Genomic DNA, 9,637 nt, shown 5'->3' with positions numbered 1-9,637 from the left:
TGGCAAAAATAGGATAAAAACTGCTAAACCTATCCACCATAATCCGGAGTGTAAGCCAGATTTACTGCGGAATAGCCAAAAACTTAGAGCTAATGGTATTGATGCTAGAAACAAATTCCAAGCCATCCAGTCATTGTTGCTATGCCAAGCTTTCCATACCTCAGTTAGTAATGTGTCCATAGACATGATTAGTGAACCTTTGCTCTAGGGTAGATTAGCCTTCTTAAGTGGTATTGAATTTAATCCTTATCCTAACTCATCCGTTCAGCCTTGAGCTTTGAGCTTGAGCTTTCATAGGTCATACTTCATACTTCAGCCTTAATAAGCGGTTGACGGTTGACGGTTGACGGTTGAAAGTTGAAAGTTGAAAGTTGAAAGTTTAAGGTTTAAAGTTGGAAGCCCTTGAAGCTCATAGCAATTCTGCCTCATTACCCTAGAAGGGATATGATAATCAGTCAACTGGATTTGAGATAACCATGCCTCAGAATCGGATTATTACTCTCCTGAGTGATTTTGGCTTACAAGATGTTTATGTGGGTGTGATGAAGGGTGTCATTGCCCAAGTTAACCCAACTTTGACTATAGTAGACCTGACTCACCAAATCCCCCCTCAAAACCTAGCCGCTGCTCGGTTTAATTTGCTCAATGCCTATCCCTACTTTCCAGCAGGGACAGTTCATGTGGCGGTGGTTGATCCAGGAGTCGGCAGTCACCGCAGAGCGATCGCTATCCAACTCTCACAGGGTTTCTTGGTCGGTCCAGATAATGGGCTATTCAGTGGAGTTTTAGAGCAATACCCACTCATGGCAGCAGTTGAGCTAAGCAACTCAGACTACTGGCGCACTAGAAATCCTAGCACTACGTTTCATGGTCGAGATATCTTTGCCAGTGTTGGAGCTCACTTGGCTAGTGGCTTACCAATCGAAAGGTTGGGAGAGGTAATTGAGCCAAACACTTTGGTAACACTAGATATGCCAATAAAAAGACTAACCGATGATGGGATTATTGGTTCTATCCAATATGTTGACCATTTTGGTAATTTAATCACCAATATCCCAGGAGCTGAGGTTGATGGCAAAATTTGGTTGGTTAAGATAAGCGATCGCATTATCCCCCATACTCAAACCTACAGCAATTGCCCACTTGGAGAGTACGTTGCCCTAATTGGTAGTCATGGTTGGGTGGAAATCGCTGTTAACGGTGGGAGTGCTAAGTCTCAATTACAGCTGGATTGGGGAGATACAGTGGAATTAAGCATTAAAAATTAAAATGTTAATTAGTACAGAGTTCCTTTCCAGGATATTATGACCACATCACTACAACCATCTGAACCAGTAGTTTACCAAGGTCAGTTTGGCGAATTTACCATTACCGAAAGCGATCGCATTGGCGTAGTTATCTACCGCGCTGGCTTAGTGGTAGCAGCCTTGAGCTTTGCGATCGCGAGTAATTTAATTCTATTGCGGGGAGCTAGCCCAAGTATTTTAAATGTCCTGACTCCTCTTTATGGCTTATTCTGCCTTGCCCTAGGGGTTAGCTTAGTCACTATTCATATTTATCTAGCCCCCCTGCACCGCCTACTACAAATCTTTTGGGGCATTGGTTGCATTTCCGCCATTGTACTGGCATTTTCCAGCAATGAGCCCCTTGCTATATACATTTATAACCATCCTATTTCTCTATTCGGAATTGGTTTTACCTTTGCAGCGTTAACCGGAATTTATTTCAAGGAAGCATTTTGCTTTAATCGCTTGGAAACTAAATTCCTAACTCCCCTAGTACCCATGCTGTTACTGGGACATATCGTTGGATTTTGGTCTACAGATTGGGAGATGATTCTATTAGGACTATGGGCGGTTTTGTTTATGGTGTTTGCCCTGCGTAAACTATTGCAACCGATTCCCGATGATATTGGTGATAAGTCGGTTTTTGAGTATCTCAAAAAGAAGCGTCTGTAAGCTAATAGCTAATAGCTATCAGCTATCAGCTATCAGCTATCAGCTATCAGCTATCAGCTATCAGCTATCAGCTATCAGCCATTGGCCTAAGGCCACGCTACACCGAACCGCTTTTGGATAAAATTAAGCACCTCAAGCAGCGTGAGCCTTAGGCTCACGGCTGACCGCTTGACCGCACCTCAAGTAGCGTGCCCGTAGCGCATATGCTTATGATCAGCTTTTCCCCAGACTTGAAATTCTCATTAATCTCGAACTCTTAAATTATACTGTTTGAGGTTTATTTTAACCTGACGGCTGACAGCTGACGGCTGACAGCTGACGGCTGAATGCTTACAAACCTGTAGAGAATTAATAAGCTGCTAGTCATTAGTCAATTACCAAAAAACAATACTATAAACGAAGGAAGCAAGGGGACTGACTATAATCCTTTTTTAAATAATCCGGACAGATGGGACTTTGATTGGTAAGTAATAGAAAAGTGAGATGCTCTAGACCTTATTAGTCATCAGTGATTATTAGTCATCAGTGATTAGGTGACCACGGTTTTCTATACCGTAGACTATACCGTACATTAGTGACCACAATATCATTTATTTGTGGTTACTAATGACTAGTGACTATTGACGAGATAATTTTTCATTAAAAGTCCCAATCATGCGTTTAGTATGTAGGCGAAAACAGTGGGTTTTAACGGTTCAAGGATGGTTTGTGAATACTTTTTTGATTATTACTTGCAGTCTTTTTATGTTAACTCATATCCACCCATTTTTATCGATTAAGTCTCCGATTAACGCTGATGCATTAGTAGTAGAAGGATGGCTACCGGACTATGCCTTAAAAGGTGCCATCGAAGAATTTTATCGGGGTAATTATCAAAAATTGATCACCACCGGCCCTCCTCTGCGTAAAGGATATTATCTGTCAGAGTATAAAACCTATGCTGAACTGACTGCGGCAACGTGTATCGCACTGGGTGTTGAGCCAGATAAACTAGTTGCTGTTCCAGCACCAGATGTTAATGTCAATCGTACGTTAGCATCGGCTCAGGCGTTACGGGAGTGGCTATTAACCTCAGATAAATCAATCAAGTCTATTAATCTTTATTCATTTGATGTTCATACTCGCAGAAGTTGGATGCTATTTAAGCAAGTTCTTGCTCCTGAGGTTAAAGTTGGAGCAATAGCCGCTAACTCCCTTGACTATGAAGCAAAACAGTGGTGGGTTTCTAGTCAAGGAGTGCGGTCAATCATGTCTGAAACAATCGCTTATCTCTATGCTCAAGTTGTAAGTTGGAAAGTTTGAAGATTGCCAAAACTGCTATAGCAGTTGTGAATTGGGTGAGGGAGTAGGGAGTAGGGAATAGGGAACAGGGAACAGCGGATCTGGGAACAGAAACATTTTTTAACCTTTACTTCGACTGCTATATTATTATTCATTCATGGTGCGATAGGTAGCTACTGCTGAAGGAGATATCCGATTCAGATAGCGGAAAATCCAATATTTGATAACCGAATCCAAGATAACTGGAAATGTGGCAATGAACAAAAATATAAACTCTCGACTTTCTGGTATTCCTAAATGTCGGGATACGGCTTCTAGGATTACTTCCCAACCGTGGGGAGAGTGGAATCCTACAAACATATCGGTAAACAAAATAATGATAAACGCTTTGGCACTATCACTAAGTCCATAGATAATATCATCCATAAAAGATTTTAAAATAATTATATCTCGTTTGCTGTTCATGATAACTAAGGCAAAAGCAACTAGAGCTATAATGTCAGCAAAAATATTTTTAATGGCATTGGACCCTTGATTATGATAGTCTTCTGCCAGTTCATTAGCTTTATGCTTAATCTCTTCTTTCATCTCCTCCTCAGATAGTTTAGGAGTAAATCCCAGTAAGCTTCTAAAGTGGAGTTCTTCTTCAAATTTTTTTAACTCTATCAGAGCTTCTTCTTCCATCTCATAATTTAAAAAAATAGCTGATTCCTGGCTACTTCTAAAGTGTTCAACTATGGGACTAACTAAAAACGTTTTAGAAATTTGCTGAGTTAAAATAGGAACAATAGTTAAAATTAGGATAAATTTAATAGAGATTACGGTTTTACGTTGAGACCGACGAAAGGTTTTGACAACTTTCTCTTCGGCTCGTGGATCGAGTTCCTGCTGAATTCTTTTTACTGTCCCTACAATTGACCTAGGTAATACACCGGTTTTATCGGTTATTTTTTTGGAGTTAGCTCCTTGATTATTTCGAGATGAATTGTTGTCTGATTCCAAATAAGCAGCTTCTCTAAGATTGGAATTTTGCTTGACAACTTCTCTTGGACTGGCGTTAGTAATCTGATTATCTGGCTTTTGGTCTATGGGAATCAAGGCTGCGGTGGATTTTTCGGGTTTTGGTGGATCATACTTGTTGATAATTTCATCAATAAAATTTAATTTTTCAATAAGTATTGACTGCTGATCGCTGAGGTCGATTGACTCAGATAACCGAGAATTTTCCCTAGCTTGTTGTTGACTAGTTTCGAGAGGATTAGATCCAGTTAATTCAGAATTTATTATAACAGAACGACTGGTTTTAAATTCTGCTAGTCTAAGGTTGATAGTCTTTATATATTTATTAATTTCTGCCTCAAAATAGGCAATAACGCTGTTACTATATTGACTGGTATCGGCGGAGATTTTTTTACCTCCAAAATATTCATCTTCAATCGCTTTAATTTTTAGTGCCGCTTTGTATGCCTGATCCAAGGCTCTCTCTGGTGTATTGAAGAACCATTGTCTAGCTGTGCGTAAGATTGTTTGAAGATTCATTCAATTCTTTAGGTTCATACTCTGAACATCTCAGGGGTGCGCTCTTGCACCTAATTATTCCTAGAACTCTTACATCCTAGTTCATGTGGTATGATAACAAATTACCTAAAGAAAAATTCCGTGGTTCAAAATTCACTGTGGATAATTGGCTCAACTCGCACTGGCAAAACAACTCGCCTTGTGAGTCAGTTTTACCAATGGGTTGAAGGAGGACTGGATTGGTCAAACCCAAAGTCGAGTTCAAGATATCAAAGAACCCCCTCAAAAGCCCCAGGAATTTTGGTGTTTGCGGCTAATGACGATAATCGGCGTGAGTTGGCGGATCGGCTGACAGAGGTAATCCGGGGACGGTATCCCGTACTTTCCAAGACACCTTTAGGTTTTTTTCAAGATGAGGTAATGCTATTTTGGCCCTTGTTAATTGGGCGATTGGACTTCAAGGCACAGTTTCCGTTGCGATTGCGTCCTGAGACTGAGCAGGACTTAGCCACCCAGCACTGGCGTACTGACCTGGATAATGATCTACTACAACTGCCAGGGGGGAATGATTACACTAGAGTTCGTCGGCTCCTGGACTTGTTACAATTAGCAGCAGTGAGTGGGATACCTGTTGAAGACATTCCCCACATGTTAACGGTCGGGATTCCAGAGGAGGAAGGAAACCCGGAACTTTGGTCAACTGTGGGAAAGCTTTTGCTAGAGTGGCGAAGCTGGTGTCTAGAAAGGGGATTATTAACCTACGGGATTATTGCTGAACTGTATTGGCGGTATTTGTTGCCAGACCCCACTTATCAGCAGTATTTGCAGCAGCGCTATCAGGCAGTGCTGGCGGATGATGTGGATGACTATCCCGCGATCGCTCGGGATTTATTTGAGACTCTACTCAATCAAGGGGCTGTGGGAGCTTTTAGCTTTAATCCTAATGGACAGGTACGCTTGGGACTTAATGCTGACCCGAATTATCTAGCGGATTTGGCATCCCGTTGCTTGGTGGAAATCTTACCGGATTTATCTGTTGATGCTTTTCGAGATGAATTGGCAAACACAGTAGTGGAATTAATTAGTAATTCCATGTTTATTGAAGGTCTACCTGAGTCTATCCAATCGATTCAAACTACCTCCCGCGCTCAACTGTTGCAGCAAACGGCTGGGGTGATAAGTCAAGCGGTCAAGTCTGGGCAAGTGCAGCCTGGTGAAATTGCGATCATTGCTCCAGGTCTAGATGCGATCGCACGCTACACCTTAACGGAAATCCTGACTAAGGAAGGCATTGCCGTAGAACCCCTCAACGACCAGCGTCCATTAATTAGCTCACCGATGATTCAGGGATTACTAACCCTACTAGCGCTAGTGTATCCTGGCTTGGGACGGTTAGTGAATCGAGATGCGATCGCACAAATGTTGGTAGTACTCAGTAGCCAACCACAAGTACAGGAGTTGAAGGGTGAAAGGTTGAATGTTGAAAGGTTGAAGGTTGAAAGGTTGAATGTTGAAAGGTTGAAGGTTGAGGGTTCAAATCTGCAACCGGCAACCCTAATTGATCCTGTCCGTGCTGGTTTATTAGCGGATCACTGCTATGCTCCTGATCCTGAGCAACCTCGTCTGTTACCAGTGGAGTCGTTTCCTCGTTGGGATAGGTTAGGGCATCAGGCAACAACTGCCTACTCAGAGATTTTCCAATGGTTAGAACTACAGCGGGAGCAACAACAACAGGGTCTGATTCCTTCGTGCCTGGTAGTTTTCGACCGCGCCATTCAGAAATTTTTGTGGCATGGTTCTAATCTCGCCTATGACCAGCTAGCAGCACTGCGGGAACTGATGGAAACTGCTCAACACTACTGGGAAGTGAATGGACGACTGGGGAAAGAGTTGAAGGTGAATGATTCGAGCCAAACCAACCAACAACCGTCTAACCGTCAGCGTTCCACCCAAACTATCGCCAAATTCATTCTGATGCTACGTCGTGGCACCGTTACTGCTAATCCCTATCCTGTCCGCCGCCTACCCACAGCTACCAATGCCGTCACCCTTGCTACTATTTTCCAATACCGTGCCGCTCGCCGCTGCCACCGTTGGCAGTTTTGGTTAGATGCAGGTTCTTCCCTCTGGCTTAGTGGTGGTGCAGCTACCCTTTTCGGAGCTCATATATTTCTAAAGGAATGGTCTGGACGTCCTTGGACAGAGGAAGATAAAGTCCAAGCTGATCAACAGCGATTAGAGCGAATTTTGCGAGATTTATTCGGTAGAGTTACAGAGCGGGTTTACTTGTGTCATAGCGAATTAGCGGTTAGTGGCACAGAGCAGAATGGTCCGCTATTGTCATTGATACATACGGCGATAAATACTGCTGTTTCTTAACAATTGCACTGGTATGTTTTTGTTAGAAGTATATGGCATGTTTGAGTTCAAGTTTGCCCAGGGTGAAGCAGCAAGGTAGATCGTTTAGGTATTAATTTACGTATTAAAAATTAAAAACCAGAGACCAAGCCCAAGACAAATATCCACAACATCAGGCTCACTGGTGCGCCAAAGAGAATCCCCACGATTGCCCACCCTCTTTGGTGAGCTTTGAAGTGTTCAATACTCCGCCAGCGACGACTTTTCCAAGCCCATTCATTGCCCTTGGCACCGAGCGCGATCGCCATAAACCAACCCAATTGAGGCACCCATGCTATCAGTCCAATCCAAACATTATTCGTCATAGGCCAAAACCCAGGTATCAAAAAAGCTCCCCAGTTCCAGCCTTTGATTTCATCTGGTACGGGTACTCGATCATCCAATACACCCCCTTGACCTGAATTATTTACAAAATTGCTTCGGGGGAGTTTGATCAGTTTGTTGCTTTTGGGAGTATTGAGTGTCATGCCCAACTCTAGGGCTAGAATTGCTTCAGACGCACTTTTGAAGCGTTGCTCTGGAGCCGGTTCGGTCAGCTTCTGAATCCAGCTAATCAGGTTAGCACTGAGGTTGACTTGGTCTTTAAAGCAAATGCGCAAATTCCGCTGGGGCAAGTCAGCGGGTGCAGTCCTGGTGAGCAAATGAATCAACGTCGCCCCTAAGCCATACAAATCCGATGCTGGTACTGCCCTACCACCAAACTGTTCCATGGGGGCGTAACCATAGGTTCCCACTACCGTAAATGTCGCGCCCTCTTGGGATGCCCGATCCTGCACTGACCCGAAATCGATGACATAAATCTGCCCATCATCCCCTAAAATTAGATTGCTAGGCTTAATATCTCGGTGCAGTACGGCTGGATTCAGCTGATGGAGAAATTCAATAATTTTCAGCACATCCACAGCGATTTGGCGCACTTCCCCTTCTGTAAATCGTTTACCTTGATTTAGTTGTTCCTTGAGGGAGGAGCCAGGGATATAGTTGTGTACCAAGCCAAACCAGAGTACTCGGTCATCAATGTTAAAATAATCAAGATACTTGGGAATCCGGGGATGATTGAGCTGTTTAAGCACCTGTGCTTCTCGCTCAAAGAGTTTTAAATCGTCCCAATTAACGTCACCACCAAATGCCAGCAGTTTAACAACTACCAATTCTGGAGGTGACACTCCTAGATCCTCAGCTAGCCAAGTTTGTCGTCCAGCATTATGTCCCAGTTGTTGCTTGAGTTGATAGCGCTCATGTAATATCTGTTCGGCTTCCAGCATCTCGGCTTAATGTCCTCAGGGGCTCATCCATCCCATCAGCGTGCTCGGTTAATCTCAAGCTAGATGGGTGGATGAAGGGCAAAGGGCAAAGGCTAAAGGGGTGGATTAGATGATTATTTTTCTTACCAATCAATTTGTCTTACAAATCAAACCGATTTATCATTGACATTCGACCCCTCTAGCTTTAATATAGCCAGATTTTTCTGGGATAACAGGGATGTTGACAAGTTTATTCACTTGAAATTTGCCTTCCCGTAGCTACGACCGGGCGAGCATCCCTTTGTTCATCATCACCTTCAACGGTCAAACTCTACACACTAGGCGTTAACTCAACCCAATCCTTCAACCACTGGATGGAAGTAAAACGCTAGTCCTAAGACGACATAAGCTGCTAATAGCAAAACTCCTTCGAGCCAGTTGGACTTACCATCAGAACTAATTGAATTAGTAATCAACACAGCTACGGCTACTGCTACCAATTCAAAGGGATTAAAATCCAAATCCATCGGCTGACCCATAAACCACCCAGCTAGCACTAACACTGGGGCAACAAATAGGGCAATTTGCAGACTAGACCCTACGGCTACGGAAACTGAGAGATCCATCTTATTCTTCATGGCGACAGTTACCGCAGTGGCGTGTTCTGCTGCATTACCAATTACGGGCAGTAAAATTACTCCGGTAAACAGTGCGGTTAGTCCTAACTGTGATGTGGCAGATTCCAAGCTATCCACCAAAAGTTCTGACTCTAGTGCCACCAGCAGGGTAACCACTACCAAGACTCCCACCCACAACCACATATTAGGCAGATGTTTAGATTCGGAACTGGCAATTCCAGCCTCCCCTGTTTCTTCTAACTCCATTTCCGCCATTCCCACATCAAACAGATAGGTGTGGGTTTTCATGGAAAATAACAGACTTAGCCCATAAACCAGAATTAAAACCAGGGCAACTGCCACCGAAAGCTGTTGTAATGTAGATTGAGGAATACCAATGGATGTGGTATCCATTGCTGTCGGTAGCAACATGGCAATCACCGCTAGGTTCATTGAAGAGGCATTCACCCGGGCGACAATGGGCTGAAACTCCTGTTCTTTGTAACGCAATCCACCCAGCAGCATCGCAAATCCCATCACTAGGAGTAGGTTACCGATGATGGAGCCAGTGATGGTGGCTTTAACCACTTCTACTAACCCA

The 9,637-nt window shown here is 43.5% G+C and carries 9 protein-coding genes; 5 read left to right on the top strand and 4 right to left on the bottom strand.

Translation table 11 applies throughout. The features are described 5' to 3' along the window. On the bottom strand, positions 1 to 186 hold a 186-nt coding region (locus F6K20_RS11865; protein ID WP_287294802.1), incomplete at its 3' end, for a DUF1361 domain-containing protein. A gap of 290 nt (positions 187 to 476) precedes the next feature. Here F6K20_RS11865 and F6K20_RS11860 point away from each other — a divergent pair. The 4 genes from F6K20_RS11860 to F6K20_RS11845 all read left to right on the top strand — a co-directional run bounded on the left by F6K20_RS11860 (position 477) and on the right by F6K20_RS11845 (position 3,260). Further along, positions 477 to 1,268: an SAM hydrolase/SAM-dependent halogenase family protein gene (locus F6K20_RS11860; RefSeq protein WP_287294800.1), complete on the top strand. Its 792-nt coding sequence runs from the start codon at positions 477 to 479 to the stop codon at positions 1,266 to 1,268. Between the two features lie 36 nt (positions 1,269 to 1,304). Then, the gene (locus F6K20_RS11855; RefSeq protein ID WP_071102652.1) at positions 1,305 to 1,958 is read left to right on the top strand and encodes a DUF2301 domain-containing membrane protein; all 654 of its coding nucleotides are present in this window, start codon (positions 1,305 to 1,307) and stop codon (positions 1,956 to 1,958) included. Beyond that, the gene (locus F6K20_RS11850; RefSeq protein WP_287249853.1) at positions 1,930 to 2,079 is read left to right on the top strand and encodes a hypothetical protein; all 150 of its coding nucleotides are present in this window, start codon (positions 1,930 to 1,932) and stop codon (positions 2,077 to 2,079) included. Before F6K20_RS11855 ends, F6K20_RS11850 begins: the two co-directional genes overlap by 29 nt. A 623-nt stretch (positions 2,080 to 2,702) precedes the next feature. Continuing rightward, the gene (locus F6K20_RS11845) at positions 2,703 to 3,260 is read left to right on the top strand and encodes an ElyC/SanA/YdcF family protein (protein ID WP_008189968.1); all 558 of its coding nucleotides are present in this window, start codon (positions 2,703 to 2,705) and stop codon (positions 3,258 to 3,260) included. A gap of 126 nt (positions 3,261 to 3,386) precedes the next feature. Here F6K20_RS11845 and F6K20_RS11840 read toward each other — a convergent pair whose 3' ends face one another. Beyond that, on the bottom strand, positions 3,387 to 4,778 hold the full coding sequence (locus F6K20_RS11840; protein ID WP_287249856.1) for a proton extrusion protein PcxA: 1,392 nt from the start codon (positions 4,776 to 4,778) through the stop codon (positions 3,387 to 3,389). 90 nt (positions 4,779 to 4,868) lie between these two features. Between F6K20_RS11840 and F6K20_RS11835 the strand changes: the two genes are divergently transcribed. Continuing rightward, positions 4,869 to 7,136 carry a recombinase family protein gene (locus F6K20_RS11835; protein ID WP_287294798.1) on the top strand — a complete coding sequence of 756 codons (2,268 nt, stop codon included), beginning with the start codon at positions 4,869 to 4,871 and terminating at the stop codon, positions 7,134 to 7,136. A 110-nt stretch (positions 7,137 to 7,246) separates the two neighbouring features. On the opposite strand, the gene F6K20_RS11830 is transcribed toward F6K20_RS11835, so the two are convergent. Beyond that, entirely contained in the window at positions 7,247 to 8,440 is a 1,194-nt protein-coding gene (locus F6K20_RS11830; RefSeq protein ID WP_287294796.1) for a serine/threonine protein kinase, read from the bottom strand. 329 nt (positions 8,441 to 8,769) lie between these two features. After that, positions 8,770 to 9,637, bottom strand: an 868-nt coding sequence (cax, locus tag F6K20_RS11825; protein ID WP_287294794.1) for a calcium/proton exchanger, incomplete at its 5' end; no start/stop codon positions are given.

This window comes from Moorena sp. SIO2C4 (genome assembly GCF_010672485.1).
Classification (GTDB): Bacteria; Cyanobacteriota; Cyanobacteriia; order Cyanobacteriales; family Coleofasciculaceae; genus Moorena; species Moorena producens.
Note: the sequence above shows the minus strand (reverse complement) of the source record. Positions and strands in the feature narration are given on the sequence as shown.